The sequence below is a fragment of the Faecalicatena orotica genome, from assembly GCF_905197545.1.
Classification (GTDB): domain Bacteria; phylum Bacillota; class Clostridia; order Lachnospirales; family Lachnospiraceae; genus Faecalicatena_A; species Faecalicatena_A orotica.
On the sequence record NZ_CAJJZH010000004.1, the window covers coordinates 35,628 to 55,004 of the forward strand.

At 44.7% G+C, this 19,377-nt stretch carries 18 protein-coding genes; 14 read left to right on the forward strand and 4 right to left on the reverse strand.

Features of this window, described 5'->3' with window-relative positions:
* Positions 1 to 111: 111 nt before the first annotated feature.
* The gene (locus ABIN22_RS09680) at positions 112 to 1,488 is read right to left on the reverse strand and encodes an MATE family efflux transporter (RefSeq protein WP_346908229.1); all 1,377 of its coding nucleotides are present in this window, start codon (positions 1,486 to 1,488) and stop codon (positions 112 to 114) included.
* A 109-nt stretch (positions 1,489 to 1,597) separates the two neighbouring features.
* Between ABIN22_RS09680 and ABIN22_RS09685 the strand changes: the two genes are divergently transcribed.
* Positions 1,598 to 2,419, forward strand: coding sequence for a MerR family transcriptional regulator (locus tag ABIN22_RS09685; protein ID WP_346908231.1), 822 nt, complete (start codon positions 1,598 to 1,600; stop codon positions 2,417 to 2,419).
* Between the two features lie 64 nt (positions 2,420 to 2,483).
* Here the strand turns inward: ABIN22_RS09685 and ABIN22_RS09690 are convergent, their stop codons facing one another.
* Positions 2,484 to 3,143 carry a hypothetical protein gene (locus ABIN22_RS09690; protein WP_346908233.1) on the reverse strand — a complete coding sequence of 220 codons (660 nt, stop codon included), beginning with the start codon at positions 3,141 to 3,143 and terminating at the stop codon, positions 2,484 to 2,486.
* A gap of 359 nt (positions 3,144 to 3,502) precedes the next feature.
* Between ABIN22_RS09690 and ABIN22_RS09695 the strand changes: the two genes are divergently transcribed.
* The 6 genes from ABIN22_RS09695 to ABIN22_RS09720 all read left to right on the forward strand — a co-directional run bounded on the left by ABIN22_RS09695 (position 3,503) and on the right by ABIN22_RS09720 (position 9,157).
* Complete coding sequence (locus tag ABIN22_RS09695; protein ID WP_118618044.1) at positions 3,503 to 4,189, forward strand: N-acetylmannosamine-6-phosphate 2-epimerase; 687 nt, start codon at positions 3,503 to 3,505, stop codon at positions 4,187 to 4,189.
* A 128-nt stretch (positions 4,190 to 4,317) separates the two neighbouring features.
* Positions 4,318 to 5,232 (forward strand): dihydrodipicolinate synthase family protein, encoded by a 915-nt coding sequence (locus ABIN22_RS09700; protein ID WP_109732931.1) that lies wholly within the window; start codon positions 4,318 to 4,320, stop codon positions 5,230 to 5,232.
* Positions 5,233 to 5,244: 12 nt separating this feature from the next.
* Complete coding sequence (locus ABIN22_RS09705; RefSeq protein WP_118618048.1) at positions 5,245 to 6,750, forward strand: sodium:solute symporter family protein; 1,506 nt, start codon at positions 5,245 to 5,247, stop codon at positions 6,748 to 6,750.
* Between the two features lie 33 nt (positions 6,751 to 6,783).
* Positions 6,784 to 7,236, forward strand: coding sequence for a NanQ anomerase/TabA/YiaL family protein (locus ABIN22_RS09710; protein ID WP_118618050.1), 453 nt, complete (start codon positions 6,784 to 6,786; stop codon positions 7,234 to 7,236).
* A 109-nt stretch (positions 7,237 to 7,345) separates the two neighbouring features.
* A complete protein-coding gene (locus ABIN22_RS09715; protein WP_118618490.1) occupies positions 7,346 to 8,251 on the forward strand; it encodes an ROK family protein in 906 nt (301 codons plus the stop codon).
* Positions 8,252 to 8,314: 63 nt separating this feature from the next.
* Positions 8,315 to 9,157: a MurR/RpiR family transcriptional regulator gene (locus ABIN22_RS09720; RefSeq protein WP_109732934.1), complete on the forward strand. Its 843-nt coding sequence runs from the start codon at positions 8,315 to 8,317 to the stop codon at positions 9,155 to 9,157.
* Positions 9,158 to 9,211: 54 nt separating this feature from the next.
* Here ABIN22_RS09720 and tsaA read toward each other — a convergent pair whose 3' ends face one another.
* Both tsaA and ABIN22_RS09730 read right to left on the reverse strand, forming a co-directional pair.
* Entirely contained in the window at positions 9,212 to 9,901 is a 690-nt protein-coding gene (gene tsaA, locus ABIN22_RS09725; RefSeq protein WP_109732935.1) for a tRNA (N6-threonylcarbamoyladenosine(37)-N6)-methyltransferase TrmO, read from the reverse strand.
* A 25-nt stretch (positions 9,902 to 9,926) separates the two neighbouring features.
* Complete coding sequence (locus ABIN22_RS09730; RefSeq protein ID WP_118618054.1) at positions 9,927 to 10,871, reverse strand: cation diffusion facilitator family transporter; 945 nt, start codon at positions 10,869 to 10,871, stop codon at positions 9,927 to 9,929.
* Between the two features lie 267 nt (positions 10,872 to 11,138).
* On the opposite strand from ABIN22_RS09730, the gene ABIN22_RS09735 reads away from it, so the two are divergent.
* The 7 genes from ABIN22_RS09735 (at position 11,139) to ABIN22_RS09765 (ending at position 19,346) form a co-directional block, all read left to right on the forward strand.
* Positions 11,139 to 12,218 carry a hypothetical protein gene (locus tag ABIN22_RS09735; protein ID WP_346908237.1) on the forward strand — a complete coding sequence of 360 codons (1,080 nt, stop codon included), beginning with the start codon at positions 11,139 to 11,141 and terminating at the stop codon, positions 12,216 to 12,218.
* 140 nt (positions 12,219 to 12,358) lie between these two features.
* Positions 12,359 to 13,153: an SseB family protein gene (locus ABIN22_RS09740; RefSeq protein ID WP_109732938.1), complete on the forward strand. Its 795-nt coding sequence runs from the start codon at positions 12,359 to 12,361 to the stop codon at positions 13,151 to 13,153.
* 151 nt (positions 13,154 to 13,304) lie between these two features.
* Positions 13,305 to 13,970, forward strand: coding sequence for a response regulator transcription factor (locus ABIN22_RS09745; RefSeq protein WP_346908240.1), 666 nt, complete (start codon positions 13,305 to 13,307; stop codon positions 13,968 to 13,970).
* Positions 13,967 to 14,998 carry a sensor histidine kinase gene (locus ABIN22_RS09750; protein ID WP_346908242.1) on the forward strand — a complete coding sequence of 344 codons (1,032 nt, stop codon included), beginning with the start codon at positions 13,967 to 13,969 and terminating at the stop codon, positions 14,996 to 14,998. Before ABIN22_RS09745 ends, ABIN22_RS09750 begins: the two co-directional genes overlap by 4 nt.
* 81 nt (positions 14,999 to 15,079) lie before the next feature.
* Positions 15,080 to 15,847 (forward strand): ABC transporter ATP-binding protein, encoded by a 768-nt coding sequence (locus ABIN22_RS09755; protein ID WP_346908244.1) that lies wholly within the window; start codon positions 15,080 to 15,082, stop codon positions 15,845 to 15,847.
* Entirely contained in the window at positions 15,837 to 17,933 is a 2,097-nt protein-coding gene (locus ABIN22_RS09760) for an ABC transporter permease (protein WP_346908246.1), read from the forward strand. Before ABIN22_RS09755 ends, ABIN22_RS09760 begins: the two co-directional genes overlap by 11 nt.
* A gap of 54 nt (positions 17,934 to 17,987) precedes the next feature.
* The gene (locus ABIN22_RS09765) at positions 17,988 to 19,346 is read left to right on the forward strand and encodes a metallophosphoesterase (protein WP_346908248.1); all 1,359 of its coding nucleotides are present in this window, start codon (positions 17,988 to 17,990) and stop codon (positions 19,344 to 19,346) included.
* The last annotated feature ends 31 nt before the right edge of the window (positions 19,347 to 19,377 follow it).

Below are 19,377 nucleotides of genomic sequence, written 5' to 3' on the forward strand. Positions count from 1 at the left end.
TTTTCTCCGGCCTATGTTACTGTTCATACCCTGCGGGCGTGCATAGTAACCAGCCTATATCATCACACTTATGCAGAAGCAGGGTACAGCACGATACCCTGCTTTTATGCACTAAATGTTGTCTCCAGAGAGTCCAGCTGCCGGCTGTTTTTTATGTCCCCCGGCGTAATGGTAAACGCCCTTCTTGCACCAGATGAATCCTGCTGATACAAATACGGTTAAAAATTCCGCGGCCGGAACAGAAAGCCAGACGCCGTTAACACCGATCAGGCGGGGCAGCAGAAGGATACTGACTACAAGGAAACCAAATGTTCTCATAAAAGAGATGGCTGCCGATACCTTCCCGTCTGAGAGTGCAGTGAACATCGCTGATGCGAAGATGTTTATTCCTGCAAACAGATAATTGAAAGAGAACAGGAAGAAGCCTGTGGCAGCGATTTCAAAGGTTCTGCTTGTTCGTGGAGTAAATATTTCGACGATCAGGTCAGAGCCAGCCAGTGCGCAGGCCATGATGACTACGGAGGAGACAGCGATAAACAGCATACATATTTTGAAAATCCTGCGCAGCCTCCTGGTGTTGCCACTGCCGTAATTAAAGCTGATAACCGGCGCCACACCCATTGAGAATCCCATATACAGGGCGTTGAAAAGGAATTGGCCGTATAGCACGATTGTGATAGCAGCGACACCTTCTTCGCCCAGCATCTTCAACATGATGATATTGAACAGGTATGTCACGATAGCAGTGGAAAGATTGGTAACCATTTCAGAGGAACCGTTCAGGCAGCTGTTCAGAAGAACCTTCATATTGAATGTGGGTTTGACGAAATATAAATCATTCCGGGTAATCAAAAAGTAAAGGACTCCGATGACTCCGGGAATCATCTGTCCCATGCCGGTTGCAATGGCGGCACCTGCGATCCCCATCTGAAGGGGCCCCATCAATACATAATCCAGAACGGCATTTGCGATACCGCCTAAGATTGTTATTACAAGCCCGATCTGTGGCTTGCCCGCTGTTACGAAAAAGGTCTGGAACAGCATCTGGAGCATACAGACCGGAGCAAAATAGAGCAGGATACTGAGGTAAGTAACACTGTCGGCCACGATTTTTGGGGTTGCGCCGAGTAATTCCACAAGCGGCGTAATCCAGACATTGCCGAATATCAATACTGCGGCCCCAAAGAGGACGCCTGTTATGACGAGGAGCGTGAAGCTTTGTTTTGCCTCTTTACTTTTACCTTCGCCCATTTTTTTAGCAACAACCGCACTTCCTCCCGTGGCCAGCATAATCCCGACAGCGATCAGTATATTAATGGCAGGATAGACAATATTGGATGCGGACAGCGCGTTGCTTCCAAGCAGCCTTGATATAAATACGCCGTCTATAATAGTATAAAGCGACATAAACACCATCATAATCATGGATGGCAGTGCAAATTTTAATAAAGAAAACAGTTTAAAATCCTGTCCGATTGATTGACTCATAATATCACCTCAAAACTTTGTTTATCAGCTTGTCAAGCTGCGGGTATACATTTCCCAAAGGATATGATAAGGTATAGGGTAACCCGATAGTCAAGAGGAGATTTGCCATATGAATAATAATATGTACTTTACCACAGGAGAATTTGCAAAAATAACGGGAGTGACCAAACACACACTTTTTCATTATGACGACATCGGCCTGTTTTCGCCGGAGATAAAACAGGATAACGGGTATCGTTACTATTCGGTCGGCCAGCTGGAGGTTTTTGATGTAATCTGGACATTAAAAGAACTCGACATGCCTTTAGCGGCAATAAAAGAGTATCTCGCGGCTAGAAGCCCACAGGCATTTGCAGACCTTCTGGAACACGAAGAAAAAAGTATTGAACAGAAGATCAGAAAGTTGAAAGAAACAAGGAGATGGCTGCGCACGAAATCCGCACTTACCAGAGAAGCGATACAGAAAGATGTGGATGTAATTGAAAAGGCCGAAGTTCCGGAGCAGTATTATATAGAAGCTTTTTGTGAATTGAATGATGGAAAAGAGTTCGCCGTTCGTATCAGTGAACTTGTGAATTATTGCGATGACCTCGGGATAAAGAGCCCGTACAGTCTGGGCTACATCCAGAAACGTGAAAATATTTCCCAGGGGATTTACAACGATTATCATACATTCTATATGTTGTTTGATACACCGCCTAAAAAAGCGGTATATCAGATCAAACCGGCAGGGACATATCTGTTCGCATATTTCAGGGGGCACTGGGAGGACATCGGTTCAGCTTACGTAAGGCTCATGGACTTCGCAGAGGAGAATAATCTGAAGCTTGATGACTATTATTATGAGGATAACCTCCTGGATGAATTGACTACAGTGGGATGTGACAATTATCTGATGCGTATTGCAGCACGCATTATAAGACAGGCCTGAAGCAAAACAGCCCGGCTGTTCCGCATGAGCGGAAATGCCGGGCTGCTGGTGATTATATGGCAGTCTAAAAGATATCAGCAGCAATTGTCAGTTCATCCAGTGCAGTAAGGTCTGCCTCAGGAATCTCGTAAACATTATTATTTCCTTTGTTAACATGCATAGTTACGGTTTGTGCTTCCCCGTAATTAATACCTGCATCTATAGAAGCCCTTAAAATATTATAGTAAATCTCAAATACTTTATTTTGCATTTCTTGTTCGGAAGGTGTTTCGCCTCCGTTTATTATATCATTACTAACCTGAGTAGTATATTCTTCCGTTTTTGTCATGAATTCTTCGTAGGTATCCTGCAGATTGGTAATTGGTTCGACAGAAACATCTACTGTAAAGTTGCCTTTTTTATCCGGGACAGCCTCTCCGACAGTATACTTCACATTTTGGGCAAGATCTTCAAAGAATTCTTTGTAACTAGCCTGCAGTTCTTCGGAAAGATTTAACGCTGCAAACTCCTCCATGATTTGCTCCATATTATCTGAGAATACAGCTTCAGCCTCTTCTTTTGATGAATTGGTAAGCTTCATATACTGCTCAGTCTCGCCTTTGTAGCATACATCCAGTACTGCTTTCGTATATCCACTGGCATCAAATTTTCTTGCGCATCCACTCAGCATCATAACTGCCATTGACAAAATCAGAATGGACACAATTCCTCTTTTCTTGTTCATTCAATTTCCCTCCTCATTTCGTATGTCAGGTTTGCCGGATTATAGTGCCGGCAGGAATATAAACCTGTTAATGGTATTATACCATTCCTATGCAGACAAAGATAGTTAATTAATTGACACGGGGAAATTTTTAACGCAGAAGGTTACAACCTCCGCCTAACAGAGGTGTATTGCTTGGACATTAACGAAAGCAGGCACGATTGGTTGTGCAAAATTAACAAAATAGTGAATAGAAAAATGTACTAAATGCCATAGTAAAGAAAAAAGAATGAAAGCACTTTCAGATGAAATCAGGTCTATTGAAATTAAAAACAAGCAGGCCTATACTGGTAACAGATCGAGCAAGGAGGATGAGAAATATGAACGAACGAGTAGAACAGCTGAGAGGAAAATTAATCGTATCCTGTCAGGCACTTCCTCATGAGCCCCTCCACTCTTCCTTTATTATGGGAAGAATGGCACTGGCGGCAAAGGAAGGCGGGGCATCCGGAATCAGGGCGAATACAAAAGAAGACATCGCCGAGATACAGACGCAGGTAGACCTTCCGGTTATCGGAATTGTAAAAAGGGATTACGAAGACTGTAAAGTGTATATTACACCGACAATGAAAGAGATTGATGAGCTCATGGAAGTGAAACCTGAGATCATTGCTATGGATGCGACGATTGATAAACGCCCCGGAGGGGTGAGTCTGGATGAATTTTTTGTACAGGTAAAGGAAAAATATCCGGAACAACTTTTTATGGCGGACTGCTCCACTGTGGAAGAGGCGCTTCACGCGGATGAGCTTGGATTTGATTTTATCGGCACAACGATGGTTGGTTATACGGACCAAAGCAGGGACTATAAGATAGAAAAAAATGATTTCGAAATACTTCGCAAAATCGTAGCCAATGTAAAGCATCCGGTCATTGCGGAAGGCAATATCAATACACCGGAAAAGGCAAAACGGGTGATTGAACTGGGGGCATTTTCCGTGGTAGTAGGTTCAATCATTACCAGACCGCAGTTGATTACGAAGCCATTTGCGGATGCGTTAAAATAACTGACATTTTCACAAGAATGTAAGCAGAAGGATGCATCACACAACGGGACGGTGCAAGGAGACAGGTGCATATAAAAAGGGTAACTATATGGCCGCATATTCTATATAAAAGAAAAGGAGAATTTATCATGAGAAATCTGGACAAGTACAAAGGAGTTATCCCGGCGTTCTACGCATGCTATGACAAAGAGGGGAATATAAGCCCGAATGGAGTACAGGCGCTGACACGCTATTTTATTGACAAAGGGGTAAAAGGCGTGTATGTGAACGGGTCTTCAGGGGAATGTATCTATCAGAGCGTTGAGGATAAAAAGATCGTTCTGGAAAATGTGATGAAAGAGGCAAAAGGGAAATTGACTGTAATCGCACACGTTGCCTGTAATAACACCGCGGACAGCAAAGTGCTGGCGGCTCACGCAGAAAGTCTTGGCGTGGATGCTATCGCGGCAATCCCACCGATCTACTTCCATCTGCCTGAGTATGCGATTGCAGAGTACTGGAACGACATCAGCTCGGCAGCACCGAACACAGACTTTGTGATCTATAACATTCCCCAGCTCGCAGGTGTTGCACTGACTATGAATCTGTTTGCAGAGATGAGAAAGAACCCGAGGGTGATCGGCGTAAAGAACTCTTCCATGCCGGTGCAGGATATCCAGATGTTCAAGGATGCAGGCGGAGAGGATTATGTGATCTTTAACGGACCGGACGAGCAGTTCATGAGTGGACGCGTGATAGGGGCCGAGGGAGCAATTGGTGGAACTTATGGAGCAATGCCGGAATTATTCCTGAAACTGGATGCTTTCGTAAGAGCAGGAAAAATGGAAGAGGCAAGAGAACTGCAGTATGCAGTCAATGCGATCATTTATAAAATGTGTTCTGCACACGGCAATATGTACGGTGTGATTAAAGCAATCTTAAAGATCAATGAAGGGCTTGAACTGGGCGGAGTGCGCAAGCCGCTTCCGGGCCTTACTGAATCAGACATGGCAGTCGTAGAAGAAGCTGCAAAGATGATCACAGATGCAAAAGCAAAATATTAGGAGGAAGAAAATATGCAGGGCTTTACAGTCATTGATCTTGTAATACTGATTGTATATCTGGCAGCAGTATTATTTGCCGGACTTCATTTCGCGAAAAAGGATATGAAGGGAAAAGAATTCTTTAAGGGCGACGGGACGGTGCCGTGGTGGGTCACTTCCGTATCCATATTTGCCACATTATTGAGCCCGATTTCATTTCTGTCACTGGCAGGGAACTCCTATGCTGGGACATGGATTATGTGGTTTGCACAGTTAGGCATGCTTCTTGCTATCCCTCTGACAATTAAGTTTTTCCTTCCGATTTACAGCAAACTGGATATCGACACGGCTTACCATTATCTGGAGCTGCGTTTCGGGAGCAAGGGACTGCGTGTACTTGGTGCGGTGATGTTTATCATCTATCAGGTGGGACGTATGTCAATTATCATGTATCTGCCGTGTATGGTACTTTCAAACCTGATGGGCATTAATGTAAATATCCTGATCATCATCATGGGAATTATTGCAATTATATATTCATATACAGGCGGTCTGAAGTCCGTGCTCTGGACAGACTTCATACAGGGTTCCGTGCTGCTGATCGGTGTATCGTTCGCGCTGATCTTCCTTCTTGCACATATCGATGGCGGGATCGGGGCAATCTTCGGTGCCTTTGCCGCAGACCATAAATTCCTTGCAGCAGACCAGCCGGTATTTGATATCAATATCTTAAAAGACAGCGTATTTATCCTGATTGTGGGCGCCGGATTCAATACAATGGGCTCCTATGTATCAAGCCAGGATATTGTACAGCGTTTTACAACAACAACGGATACAAAGAAACTGAATAAAATGATGCTGACAAACGGAGCATTATCTATTTTTATTGCAACTGTATTCTACCTGATCGGTACCGGACTGTATGTGTTCTACCAGCAGAACGCACTTCCGCCGGCAGCAGCCCAGGACCAGATTTTTGCCTCCTACATTGCTTTCGAGCTTCCGGTAGGTGTTACAGGACTTTTGCTGGCAGCCATCTACGCGGCGTCGCAGTCTACACTGTCAACGGGGCTGAATTCGGTAGCATCCAGCTGGACACTGGATATCCAGTCCCGCCTGACCAAAAAGGAACTGAGCTTTGAAAAGCAGACAAAGATAGGGCAGTACGTATCTCTGATTGTAGGTATTTTCGCAATCGTGATCGCAATGGTACTCGCAAACGGTGGAGTAAAATCGGCATATGAGTGGTTCAACGGATTCATGGGTCTCGTACTCGGTATCCTTGTCGGAACATTTATACTCGGTGCATTTACAAAAATTGCAAATACCTTCGGTGCTACGCTGGCATTCATCGCGGCATCTGCTGTTATGATCGGTATTAAGTACTTTGCACCAGCCGGAAGCGTTACTATCTGGTCATACTCACTGATCTCAATTGCAGTATCTCTTGTTGTAGGAATTCCTGCGAGCCTGATCTGGAGGAAAGTAAAGGGTGATACTTCTGTACCGGCTCCAAATACAACTATCTTTAAAAATTAATCTATTGTAAAATAAAAAGAAGGGAGCAGAATTATGATTTTTGGAAACATCCGTAATTTAAGCGAGTACAGCTTTCTGGACAGCCAGATTCAGGAATGCTTTGCCTATGCAAAGGAACATGATCTGATTTCATTTGAAAAAGGATCTCATGAAATAGACGGAGACAGATTGTTTGTAAATATCGTGGAATATACGACAACGACGCCGGAAGATCGTTTCTGGGAGGCACACAGAGAGTATCTGGACATCCATGTCATGCTGGACGGGCCTGAACAGATCGATGTGAACTTCATTGAAAATATGAAGGAAGAAGAGTTCCAGCCAGAAAAGGATTTCCTTCCTCTTCAGGGCGGGGCAAACGGCCATGTTGTGCTGGATGCAGGGGATTTTCTGGTCTGTTATCCACATGACGCACACCGCACGGCTGTGAAGGTGGATGAGCCCAAGTTAATTAAGAAGGCGATCTTTAAAGTAAAGATCCAGTAATTGTAAAATAGTAAAAAAGGTCAGGCACCTGTTCAGCGGGTGTCTGGCCTGTTCAGGTATGAAGGGAGTTTCGGACATGGCATTGCAGAAAGCAGACAAAGAAACTGCGGTGGAGAAATATATAAGCATAGATATCGGCGGCACAGCTATAAAATACGGAATTATAAATGAAAACGGTCGGATATTGGAACGCAGGGAAATGCGGACAGAGGCGGAAAAGGGCGGCCCGGCTATTCTGGAAAAGGCGGTCGGTATCGTAAATGAACTAAAAGGACGTGACGCGCAGGAAGCAGGTGAAATCAGTGGAATCTGTATTTCTACGGCGGGAATGGTTGATACAGAAAAAGGCGAGATCTTCTATGCTGCACCGCTGATCCCTAACTATGCGGGCACAAAGTTTAAGGCAGTGATGGAGAAGAAATTCGGGATTCCGTGTGAAGTGGAAAATGATGTGAACTGTGCAGGACTTGCAGAGAGCATGTCCGGTTCAGCCAGGAACAGCTCAAGCACACTGATGCTGACGATAGGGACCGGGATAGGAGGCTGTATTGTACTGGATAACAAAGTTTTCCACGGTTTTAGCAACAGTGCGTGCGAAGTGGGATATATGCATATGTTTGACAGTGACTTCCAGACTCTCGGGGCGGCCAGCATTTTGTCAAAGAAAGTAGCCGAACGAAAAGGCGAACCACTGCAAAAGTGGAGTGGTTACCATATATTTGAAGAAGCAAAAGCAGGAGATGAGACATGCATTCAGGCGATCGCGGAGATGGTGGACATCCTCGGGAGGGGCATCGCAAATATCTGTTATGTACTGAATCCGCAGACTGTAGTGCTCGGCGGCGGGATCATGGCCCAGGAAGAATATCTGAAAGGAAAGATTCAGGGGGCAGTCGCGGGCTATCTTGTTCCGAGCATAGCACGCTGTACAACGATCACGTTTGCGAAGCATAGAAATGATGCGGGAATGCTTGGGGCATTCTACCATTTTATGGAGAAGCATGGTAAAATGTAAGCTCTCAGGCAATGTATCGAAGAAGCATGGGTAAATACAGGAGAAGATGAGGACCGGTGAGTGATGGAATATTATGTAAAGTCCGTAGTACCGATTATTGAATCAAATTATGATAATTTTACAACTGTAGAAAAAAACATCGCCGATTTTTTCATTCAGAACAGGAAGAAGATGGATTTTTCGGCAAAGGCTGTTGCGGAGCAGCTCTTTGTCTCGGAGGCGTCGCTGTCCCGTTTTGCGAAGAAATGTGGTTACAGGGGCTACCGCGAATTTGTTTACCAGTATGAAGAAACTTTTGTTGAGAAACCGGAGTCTATTACCGGGAATACGAGGATGGTGCTCAATGTCTATCAGGAACTTCTGAATAAGACATACAGCCTTGTGGATGAGGGACAGATCGCCAGAATCAGCCGCTATCTGAATCAGGCCGCAAGAGTGTTCGTATGTGGGATGGGCAGTTCCGGTCTGGCGGCAAGGGAAATGAAACTGAGGTTTATGAGGATCGGAGTGGATATTGATTCCATACAGGACAGTGACCTGATGCGTATGCAGGCCGTGTTTCAGAACCAGACATGCCTGGTGTTCGGGATCAGTATCAGCGGTGAGAAGGAGGAAGTGCTTTATCTGCTAAAAGAGGCACATAAGAGAAAGGCACGTACCGTGATGGTGACTGCCAGGAATAAGGAAATGCTGGAAGAGTTCTGTGATGAAGTGCTGCTTCTGCCATCGCTTCGTCATCTGAATCACGGGAATGTCATCTCTCCGCAGTTTCCGGTGCTTATTATGCTGGATATTATTTATTCCTACTTTCTGGAACAGAATAAGTATGAGAAGGAAACCCTGCATGATAATACACTGCGGGCGCTGCGGGAGCGGGAAGAAAAAGAACGGTATCTGGGAGAGTGAGGAAAACGCCGTCCGGGTATCTATCTGGCCAGAACGGCGTACTTACCGGTAATACTACAGTTTTTCGATCTTACAGATATGCAGGATATCTCCGTCTACATAGAACCTCACGTTCATGCCGGCGTATTTCATCCCATAGATGCGGTCTGGATCGCTTTGATAGGATGGACGCGGGTCCTGGGCAAGAACTGCCAGCAAGGAGTCGAGGTGCTGTGCAGGAATCTCCTTAAGACAGCGGGGAGGACAGTCCACCTCAAGCCGGTAATCCTTATGCAGACTGCCGAATCCCCCCAGGGCATCCGGGTGGCTGTCAACATAAGGAAGATAAGGCTTGATGTCGTAGATGGGTGTGCCGTCCAGCAGGTCGGCTCCTGTAATATGGAGAATGACGCCCCGGTCACTGGTATGTTCCATTCCGGTGAGGCGGACACAGGAGAGTCCAAGTGGATTGGGACGAAACGGAGAACGGGTCGCGAATACACCCATGCGCTGGTTGCCGCCCAGTCTGGGAGGGCGCACGGTGGGTGACCAGCCATCACGGACCGATTCTGAAAACCCCCAGATGAGCCATATATGGGAATATTCCTCAAGGCCCCTTAAGGCGTCAGGGGTGCGGTAGTCCGGCTCGAACAGGATGTCGGCTTTTAGCTCTTCTATCAGCCCGCTCTGTCGCGGAATCCCGAATTTTTCAGGAAAGTCACTACGGATATGGGCAATCGTTTTCAGGGTAAAGGGTGATTCCATTTTCTATTACTCACTTTCTGTTTTTTTAGACATCTTCAGACGCGGGAGGCTTCTCATCCTCCAGTGTAAATTCTATATCAGGGAGCAGCTCGAAGTAGAAGTCCGAAAACTTTTTCGCCAGCGCCTGTATGCAGAAATTTTGTACGATCTTGAATCTGCGGATAGAGACTTCATCCCGGTCAAAGGTAATATAGACGCTGATCCACAGTTTGCGTCCGGTACGGACAATATCATAATATAGCTTTTCATAACCGTAGGCTTCCAGAATAGGCTCTACGGTTTCTTTGATTTCATCTACTGTTTCCTCTTCCGGGGGCAGCAGGAATAAGTCTCTCAACCCGGTAATGACCGCTTTGACCGGAGTCGGAATCATGCAGATGGACAGAACTACAGTAATGATCTGGTCGAGATAAGGGATAATGCCTTTTAAAGGTCCGAAGGGAATGACAACCGGAAGAAAGAATGCAACCGCCATGCCGAGGGAGGCCACGCTGTCAAGCTGCCAGCCGTGCATCTCCATCTCGACTAAGTGGGAATTCATGACTTCATTTTTCCTGTGCAGATACACTGATACTGCAACACCTAAGACACAGGCAGCCAGTTCAAACCACGCGATCGTCCCGAAGGAAACAGTCCGCCCGCCGTGCAGCATGATATCAATGTTATTAAAGATCAGTCCGATCGTTACGGCCGCCATAGTCACACCTTTGACAACGACAAACATAGACTCTATCTGCATATAGCCGAAAGGATGCTTTTCATTGGAAGGTTTGTAGAGGAGCGGTATCAGAAAGATGGATGGCAGCAGCATGACGAACTCCACGCCGTCATAGACTGCATCCAGCAGAACCGCCTGGGAACTTGTATAAACTGCCATGATAAGTTCCAGAATAACAAAAAGCATATTGCCATACAGCGAAACAGTCATAGCCGATTTTTCCTTTTTCTGAGCCTTGCTGCCCACGTGCATAAATAAAACCTCCTAATGGGCCGGGGGTTGTCCTGTGGGGAGAGTTCCGGCCTTTTAACCATTATTTTACGACAAAAGCACGTAGTTGACAAGCCGTCTGTACTTTGAAAAATCTGTCAGTGTAAAATGTATCAATAAATAAACAGAAAATGTTATTGGAAAAGACAAGAATTCAAAAAATGAAACCATGTTCAAAGAAAGCAATGGTATAATTAATAATAAAAATAGTGATGATGTTATATAAAATTTAATTAAGGAGGGAGCAGGATGAAAAGATTAGTAAAGTTTTTGGTTATTTGTCTTTGTGTAGTGGGAACAATCGGTTGTGCGAAGAAAACCCCTCCGCAGGAAGAAAATAAGACAGGGGAAGAGAAAGTGGAAAAACAGGATAGGGAACAGATAGCAGAGATTAAAACCGGTTTGGAATACTTTGTGGAAGAAAAGGTTTCTCTACCCGAGGAAGCTGTGAATGTCATGGATGTCAGAAAAAGTGGGGATACCATTTTAATTGCATCCAGTGAAGGTAGGCAGAAAAGTTCTCTGATTTGGAAGACTGATGACAAAGGAGAGTCTTGGGAGAGAGTGCTGGATTTACCTGAGATGCTGCAGTATAGTCTGGTATCAGAGGCATTATTCGTGGAGGATAACAGTCTGATATGTGGAGTACAGGTGGATTTACTGAAAGAAGGGGCGGATACAGCAAATCGTCAGAAAAAATACTATAAGGTGAACTTACAGGGGGACTTTATAGAGCTTTCATCGGATATGTCTAATCAGGAAATAAGCATTTTGCAGTACTATGATTCTCAGATTTACGGGACAAACCAGAGGGATGGGATTTTCGTGTTTGATGGGGAAACAGGAGCGCTAAAGGAATCGTTTGATAAAATGAGTGGACAGATTAATGGGTTCTGTATTATGAATGACAAAATATTCATAGAAGGAATTGATCATATTGAAATATTAGATGCACTGACGGGTGAGCCTGTGGATGCTGATGAAAAGCTACGAGGATCTCTGGACCCGGTTTTGCTTAAAGGCAGCAGAACGACAGGAAAGCAGGGGTTTATTGACAAAATGATATGTGATCCGTCCACTGGTCTTCTATACTATATAAATGCGGATGCACTGTATCAGTATGATTTTGCTGACGCTGAATTTAAAGAAGTGCTATATGGAAAGAATTACAGATTTGCGGAAGAAGAGATGGTCCTGATGGAGATTTCCTCATCAGGAGACCATGAACTGTCAATTGTTACTTATAAAAATAATACAGAGGATTTGAAAACCCCGGTAAAACCGGAGATGTACTGGTATACTTACGTCCCAGAAGGGATAGAAAGCTAAACTAAGATTCCTGAAAATTATTTGCGTCCATAAGAATACTATAGTATAATTTAAAATATCAGGCTCAAAGGGTTATACAATGTATGCAATTGGATGACTTTGGGAACCGCTAATATAAGGAAAATGAATCGAGGTTTATCATGGACAATAATTTTCAAATTCAAGTGAAGAAGCTGCAGAAGCTTGAAACTACATATGTCGCATTCAGCCAGGGGACGAGAATGCCGTTCATTACCTGCGATGAGGAAACTTTTAATGATCAGGTGTGGATTTTTACTACGGAGGATAAGGCAAAAGAGTTTGGCGAGAAACGCAGGGATGAGGAGAAGGACCTGCTGATGATTGTGCGTCTGGAGAATAAGCAGCTGCTAGGTTTTTACAGCGGACTGTATCTGGTTGGGGTTAACGAGATTGTATTTGTGGAAGAGGAGATGACGACGAAGATTCCGCTGGACAAGCTGGTTGTACAGCCTGATTATTCTAAGCTGCCAAAGGAAAAGCAGCCGTTAGTAAACCCGCAGATGCATCTGACAGGCCTGTATTTTATGCAGGAGCTGCTTCGGGCAAAGCCGAATAATGAGAAGCCGAAACTGCCGGAGCTGGAAGAGGAGATGGTCGTGAACCTGATCCGTTCCAGATTCTTTATGGCGATCGAGGTACAGGGGGAAAAGCCGGATAAAGATGGCTCCAACATCAAGCTCCCATGTGTGAAGAATAAGGAAGGTAAGATGTTCCAGCCGATTTTCACAGACTATAATGAATTCCAGAAGTTTAATACGGAAGGAAAGTTTAAGGCTAATATGGTGGACTTTGTAAATATTCAGAAGGTTCTGGGAAATAATGTAGAAGGGATTGTTGTAAATCCGCAGGGGATGAACACTGTGATCGCTAAGAACATCATTCCGAATCTGCTGAACAGGTTCTCAAAAGGTTAGAGCGTGTTTGATAATTCATTTGGGACAATCAGCCGTATACATGATTTATCAAATACGCTCTAGAGTTTCAAGTTAATTTCGTTCATAGGGGAGCTTCACATGCGGTGGTTTCGCAGGTGAAGCTCTTTTTACCAAATGGGGAGGTCAGGTCATGGAACGTATTTATATAGTAGAAGACGAAGCACGCCTCAGGGATGAACTTTGCAGCGTGCTGGAAAAGAATGGGTATGAGTGCATTGCAGCAAAAGAATTTGACCGGGTGGCAGAGGATATTCTGCGGGAGGCGCCGGATCTGGTACTGCTGGATCTGAGCCTTCCGGTTCATGATGGGTTTTATATCTGCAGGCGTATCAGAGAGGCTTCTAATATACCAATTATTGTTGTTACAAGCTCGAACAGCGACATGGATGAACTGATGAGCCTGAATCAGGGGGCAGATGATTTTATTACGAAGCCATATAATATCCATATTCTTCTGGCCCATATATCAGCGGTGCTGCTTCGGACAAATGGACATAAAAACAGCCTTACATTGTCACATCTGGGGCTGACACTGGATATTGGAAAAAGCCGGGCATCCTATAAAGGAAATTATGTGGAGCTTACAAAAAATGAACTGGGGATACTGAAGACTTTGATGGATCATAAAGGGACGATTGTCAGCCGTGATGAATTGATCAGAGAATTGTGGGAGATGGAAGAATTTGTGGAGGAGGGCACATTGAATGTCAACATCAACCGTCTTCGAAAGAAGCTTGCAGACATGGGATTGAATGACTATCTGAAAACAAAACGGGGACAGGGGTATATTATATGAAATTTTCACGCTATTGTCAGGATAAATGGGTATCAATCTTTATATTTGCCGTGATTTTGTTTGCCGGATGGGGGCTTCTTCTGTTGATAGAGACACCCATTGCAGTGACCTGTGTGATAGAGGGATTCTATCTGGCAGGTCTTTTGCTTTTGTTCCTGCATGACTTTTTTTCCAGAAAAGAGTTCTATGATAAGCTTTTAGAATATGCAGAGGATGTGGATGAGATTGCATATCTCTCGGAACTGATAACGGAACCTTCTTTTCAGGAAGGACAAATTTTGTATTATATTTTGCAGAGAGATGAGAAATATATGAATGACAGGGCTGCGAGTCAGGAAGCGGAACTTCAGGAGTATAAGGATTATGTAGAGATGTGGGTGCATGAGATCAAAACCCCCATTGCAGTGTCCAGACTGATCATGGAGAACCACCGGGATGAGGTGACGCGGAGTCTTTCCGGCGAGATGAACCGGATAGAAAAGTTTATTGACCAGATGTTGTATTACAGTAAAAGCAGCAGCCTGCAGGATGACTATATGATACGTGCCGTGTCTCTGAAGGAATTGGTGATGAGCAGTGTGAAGGAACATGCGGCAGATATGATTGCCGAGAAAGTAACGCCAAAATTCGAGGGGCTCGATATCATGGTCCTTACGGATTTGAAGTGGATGAGGTTTGTATTGGGACAGATCATTTCCAACGGGGTGAAGTATCATTCCAAGGAGCGGAAACCGCAGCTTGTTTTTTCGGCTGTCAGAGTAGGGCGAAAGGTATGCCTGTCTATTTCGGATAACGGGATCGGAATACCGCCGGAAGATGTGGAGCGGGTATTCCGCAAAGGTTTCACCGGAAGCAATGGGCGGGAATATACAAAGTCGACCGGTATTGGGCTTTATTTGTGCGATATCTTATGCAGGAAACTTGGGACAAAACTGTCACTTACCTCGGTGAAGGGGGAAGGTACGGTTGTTTCCCTTGAATTCCTGACGGCTGGTGAGGAAGGGATGAAAAATATTACAAAAATGTAATCTTGCTGTTATGTAATGAAGTAGCAGTGCCCTTTTCCCTGTGATAAAATGATCCCATTAAAAAGGAAAAGGAGTATGATTATGAATCCTGTTTTAAAGATTGAAAACCTGCAGAAATTTTATAAAACAAAAGGTACCGTTACGAAAGCGATTAACCATATCAGCTTTGAAGTAGAACGAGGAGAATATATCGGAATCATGGGGGCATCCGGGAGCGGAAAGACGACACTTTTGAATTGTATTTCCACGATAGACCGTCCGACGGCCGGAAAGATATTGATTAGTGGGCGGGATGTGACCAATCTGAACGAGAATCAACTGGCAAGGTTTAGAAGGGAAGCACTGGGGTTTATATTTCAAAGCTTTAATCTTCTGGACACATTGAGCGGTAGAGATAACATTGCTCTGGCACTGGCAATCAACGGGGTGAAACCTTCGAAGATCCCCCAAATAGTCGGGCAGGCAGCATCAGATTTAGATGTAGAGTCTATTCTCGATAAATATCCATATGAGATGTCCGGGGGACAGCAGCAGCGTATTGCCTGTGCCCGGGCGATTGTGACGAATCCAGCCCTGATCCTTGCGGATGAACCGACAGGGGCGCTGGATTCTAAATCAGCGGGCATGCTGCTGGAAAGTCTTAGAATCATGAATGAGGATAAGAGGGCGACGATACTGATGGTCACTCATGATGCATTTACTGCAAGCCATTGTAAGCGTATTCTGTTCATAAAGGACGGAAGAATCTTCAATGAACTGGTCAGGGGCATGAAGAGCCGGAAAGAATTTTTTGATGAAATCATGCAGGTCGTTTCTTTTCTGGGAGGTGAGAAGAGCCATGCCCTTTAAGAAAATAAAAAACAGGTCCACATCAGGGCTTTTCGATGAACTTGCCAGAAAGAATGTAAGGAAAAGTGCGAAAGATTATTTTATCTATTTTTTTACTCTGGCTCTTTCTGTATGCTTATTTTATAGCTTTAACTCCATAAGTACCCAGTTCACTTCATTGGGAATCGAGGATAAGCTGAATTATCTTGCTTTTTCGTCCGGCATGCTGAACGGATTTTCTGTGATTGTCTGCATTATCATGGGCGCGCTGGTCGTATATGCAAACCGCTTTCTGCTGAAGCGGAGAAAAAAGGAAATGGGAATCTATGCGACGCTTGGAATGGAGCGTAAGGAACTGAACGGAATTCTTATGAGAGAAACGCTGCGTATAGGCGCATTTTCACTGGTCGCAGGTCTGGTCATGGGAATCTTTGCGGCACAGATATTGTCTTTGCTGACTGCAAAGCTGGCAGGGATCAGCCTGGAGTCCTATCGTTTTATGGTTTCTTTTAAATCAATAGGGCTGAGCGTGCTGTTTTTCGGAATTTTATTTATTTTCGTACACTTTTTTAATACAAAAGAATTAAAGAAAATGAGCCTTTTGGATATGCTGTATTCAGACCGGAAGAATGAAACTGTGGCAGCGGCAGGCATAGGTGCAGGATGGCTGTTTGCAGTGCTGTCAATCGCCTTAACCGCAGGTGGATATTATATACTCATCACTGTGGCCAAGGAGGATATTGCAAGGGCTCTGGGGCAGGGCGTGGTACTGCTCATGCTGGGGACATTGTTTTTTATCAAGTCTGTCCTTAGAATTTCGACCAGACTGGAAAAGATGAACAAACGATATTATTTTAAGAACCTGAACCTATTCACGACAAGCCAGTTCTCCTCCAGGCTGAAGTCAGAAAGTACTTCAATTGCAATGACCTCTGTTCTGTTGTTCTTATCGTTATCTTTAATCATTCTGGGGCCTGGAATGGGGAAATACGTGACGAATGGGATTGAGTATTCGACACCGTATGATGCTTCCATTTATTATTCATCGGTGGAAGGTAAAGATGTAGAGGATCCGATGGAGTTGTTGAAGTCAGCAGGATTTGACCTGCAGAAGTATTCCAATTCTTACGAGGCGTTCTGGACTTACACGGCACCTTCCCTTACCTCGGATTTCCTTTCGGGAGAGAAGGCGGAATACGAGAAAAGCGAAACGAATCATAAGGTAGAAATAAGTCATGAGGCTGGCGGATTCGAAGGGTATGACGAAGCAGAGTATGCAGCATATGAGCAGCAGATGTCCCTGCTTACGATTCTGGGGCTGGAGGACTATAATCGAATCTTAGCCTCCCAGAATCAAGAACCGGTACAACTGAAAGAAGGGGAGTATGCAGTGTCATATGCATTCCCTGTGATGGAAAAGAAGCTGGAAGAGTTCCAGAGGAATCCGAAAACACTGACCATAGGTGATACATCCTTATCTCTGGCACCAAAGGGGATTTACCGTGCCGGTTGGAAGAATCAGAATATATTATCTGAGAATGGAACAATCATTGTGCCGCAGAGTAAGGTTCAGGAATTGACACGGGACATGTGGTTCGTAGATCTTAACTATCTGAGTCAGGATGAATCTTTTGGCGATAAGGTTTACGATGGCTGGTTCAATGCAGACGTGACAGGTTTCCAATTGTGGACGAGGCAGGAAACAATGGTTTCCCTCACAGCGGATAATCTATTGACCACATATCTGGGGCTGTATCTGGGTATGACATTCCTGATTACAGCCGGTGCGGTTCTGGCGATCCAGCAGATGGCCCATTCAGCAGATAATATAAAACGCTATAACCTACTGAAGAAGCTGGGGGCATCAAAGAGGAATATGAAACAGACAGTGACAAAACAGCTAAGGGTTTACTTCGGCATGCCTCTGCTGCTGGCGGTCATTCATACAAGCGTTATTGTAGGTGTCGTATTTAGCGAGTTTGAAGGCTTTGATGCCAAAACAAAGCTGACGATTATCGGTGCCGGGGGTTTGATTGTTTTTGGCGTATATATTGTATATTATATTACGACATATCTGGGAAGTAAGAGAATCCTGCAGTTGAAATAAAGGGCCTTCAAAAATCTTCTGCCCTTGATTTATAGAGAATCAAGAGGTTATCTCATGCATAAAATGTACAGTATAAAATTGACTGGTACGGCAGATTCCAGCAAGATAAAGGACAGTGAGGCAATTATGAATAAGAATTCTATCAAGTCTGACCGGGCCCAAATAGCTGCAATTATCGGGGGGATTCTCCTGCTTTTTGCAGCTTTTTTTATCGCTTTTTCTGTGCAGGACCAAAAACAGGGAGAAAATAGGGAAGGCCTGATACAAGAGGCAGCACGGCTTGATACTTCCGGGCTGATTTTGGAGGTAGGTGAAGATGAGAGGAGTGTACAGGTAAATTGGTATTCGAATGAAAAGTCTGATTTTGAACTTCAGTACGGGATTCCGTCCGGGGATGGAGAAGCTGACAACTATGTGTCCGTACCGCTTAGCAGACGAAAAGGCGGTGTCGGGGGCGCCTTCTGCTATACAGCCGGTATGACGGCACTTGAGGCGGACAGCAGGTATGTATACCGGATTCTGGAAACTGGCAGTGGGAAAATGTCCCGGGATTATATTTACCGGACTGCACAAGTAGAAGAGATGTTCACCTTTTTGTTCGCGGGCGATCCGCAGATCGGGGCGGAGGGAACGGAGGAAGACAGTAAAAAATGGGATGAAACTTTAAAGAAGAGTGTGTCCCTTGTGCCGGAGGCTTCTTTTATTATTACGGCAGGCGATCAGACAGACAGCTCTGACAAGAAGAAAGCAAATAAGCAGTATCTTGGGTTTCGGAGTCCTGATGTGTTAAAGGAGCTTCCGGCAGCAGTCAACCGGGGGAACCATGAGGCGGGGAATGACCTGTATGAAAAACAGTTCCAGAGGGAAGGGCAGCAGGGGATGGAATATAGCTTCCTATATAAAAATGTGTTGTTTATCGCACTGGATTCGATGTCCACGGAACCCGTACAACAGATAGAGTTTTTTAGAAACACGGTGGAAACATATCCAGCGGACTGGATTGTGGTGACGATGCATTATTCCCTCTTCAGTGCAGGCTCTCATGCATATGATCATGACATTATCCGGCAGAGGGAGTATTTTGCACCTGTTTTTTCGGAGTGCAATGTGGACCTTGTGCTGGCAGGGCATGACCACAGCTATATGAGGACTTATTATATGAACGGATTGAATTCAACGGGAAAGGATGGCGGGAAGAAGGAAAGAGGAGAAGTCCTTTATCTGACTGGCGGTTCATCCACAGGAAACAAATTCTATAAGAAGACGAAAAAAGAAGTCGGGTATGATGCATTTTTTCTGGAGGATAAGATTCCAGTGGTTACGTCTGTGAATGTGGACGGAAAGACGATGACAATACGGACTTTTGATATGGATAGTAACGAGGAAATAGATTTCTGCGAAATAAGGAAATGAAAAATGACTGTTTACAGAATCATCTGTGAAC

What these genes read in the sequence shown, in the direction of transcription:
- ABIN22_RS09680 (WP_346908229.1), bottom strand. Translation starts at nt 1,488, where the DNA reads ATGAGTCAATCAATCGGACAGGATTTTAAACTGTTTTCTTTATTAAAA.
- ABIN22_RS09685 (WP_346908231.1), top strand. Translation starts at nt 1,598, where the DNA reads ATGAATAATAATATGTACTTTACCACAGGAGAATTTGCAAAAATAACG.
- ABIN22_RS09690 (WP_346908233.1), bottom strand. Translation starts at nt 3,143, where the DNA reads ATGAACAAGAAAAGAGGAATTGTGTCCATTCTGATTTTGTCAATGGCA.
- ABIN22_RS09695 (WP_118618044.1), top strand. Translation starts at nt 3,503, where the DNA reads ATGAACGAACGAGTAGAACAGCTGAGAGGAAAATTAATCGTATCCTGT.
- ABIN22_RS09700 (WP_109732931.1), top strand. Translation starts at nt 4,318, where the DNA reads ATGAGAAATCTGGACAAGTACAAAGGAGTTATCCCGGCGTTCTACGCA.
- ABIN22_RS09705 (WP_118618048.1), top strand. Translation starts at nt 5,245, where the DNA reads ATGCAGGGCTTTACAGTCATTGATCTTGTAATACTGATTGTATATCTG.
- ABIN22_RS09710 (WP_118618050.1), top strand. Translation starts at nt 6,784, where the DNA reads ATGATTTTTGGAAACATCCGTAATTTAAGCGAGTACAGCTTTCTGGAC.
- ABIN22_RS09720 (WP_109732934.1), top strand. Translation starts at nt 8,315, where the DNA reads ATGGAATATTATGTAAAGTCCGTAGTACCGATTATTGAATCAAATTAT.
- tsaA (WP_109732935.1), bottom strand. Translation starts at nt 9,901, where the DNA reads ATGGAATCACCCTTTACCCTGAAAACGATTGCCCATATCCGTAGTGAC.
- ABIN22_RS09730 (WP_118618054.1), bottom strand. Translation starts at nt 10,871, where the DNA reads ATGCACGTGGGCAGCAAGGCTCAGAAAAAGGAAAAATCGGCTATGACT.
- ABIN22_RS09735 (WP_346908237.1), top strand. Translation starts at nt 11,139, where the DNA reads ATGAAAAGATTAGTAAAGTTTTTGGTTATTTGTCTTTGTGTAGTGGGA.
- ABIN22_RS09740 (WP_109732938.1), top strand. Translation starts at nt 12,359, where the DNA reads ATGGACAATAATTTTCAAATTCAAGTGAAGAAGCTGCAGAAGCTTGAA.
- ABIN22_RS09745 (WP_346908240.1), top strand. Translation starts at nt 13,305, where the DNA reads ATGGAACGTATTTATATAGTAGAAGACGAAGCACGCCTCAGGGATGAA.
- ABIN22_RS09750 (WP_346908242.1), top strand. Translation starts at nt 13,967, where the DNA reads ATGAAATTTTCACGCTATTGTCAGGATAAATGGGTATCAATCTTTATA.
- ABIN22_RS09755 (WP_346908244.1), top strand. Translation starts at nt 15,080, where the DNA reads ATGAATCCTGTTTTAAAGATTGAAAACCTGCAGAAATTTTATAAAACA.
- ABIN22_RS09760 (WP_346908246.1), top strand. Translation starts at nt 15,837, where the DNA reads ATGCCCTTTAAGAAAATAAAAAACAGGTCCACATCAGGGCTTTTCGAT.
- ABIN22_RS09765 (WP_346908248.1), top strand. Translation starts at nt 17,988, where the DNA reads ATGCATAAAATGTACAGTATAAAATTGACTGGTACGGCAGATTCCAGC.